The sequence below is a fragment of the Corallococcus sp. CA049B genome, from assembly GCF_003611685.1.
GTDB lineage: Bacteria > Myxococcota > Myxococcia > Myxococcales > Myxococcaceae > Corallococcus > Corallococcus coralloides.
On sequence record NZ_RAWC01000495.1, the window covers coordinates 1 to 386 of the forward strand.

Here is a 386-nt window from a genome sequence, read left to right on the forward strand (position 1 = left end):
TGGCGTTGAGCATGCTGCTGGGCTCGGGGCTGGCGTGGGGCGTGCTCGCGACGCGGCTCCTGGACACGGGCCTGGCGGCGGGCGCGGGGTACGAGCCGCTGTCCTCGTGGCTGATATGGCCCGGCGTGGGGTTGATGGTGGGCGGGGCGGTGATGTCGCTGGCGGCGCAGGCGAGGGACTTCCTGGGCGCGGTGAAGGACCTGCGCTCGGTGGGCGTGAGCCGGGGCGGGCTGCCCCGGTGGAGCCTGGGCGTGGCGGCGGTGGCGTGCGTGCTGGCGGTGGTGCTGGGCGGGCTGCTCTTCGGGCTGGGAGTCCCGTCGATGCTGCTGGTGCTCGCGCTGCTGGTGCCGCTGTGCGCGGTGTGCGCGCGAGGCGCGGGGCAGACG

At 75.9% G+C, this 386-nt stretch carries 1 pseudogene; it reads left to right on the forward strand.

Features of this window, described 5'->3' with window-relative positions:
• Nucleotides 1-11: 11 nt before the first annotated feature.
• A pseudogene (locus tag D7W82_RS39895) lies at nt 12-386 on the forward strand (peptide transporter); the annotation flags it as partial.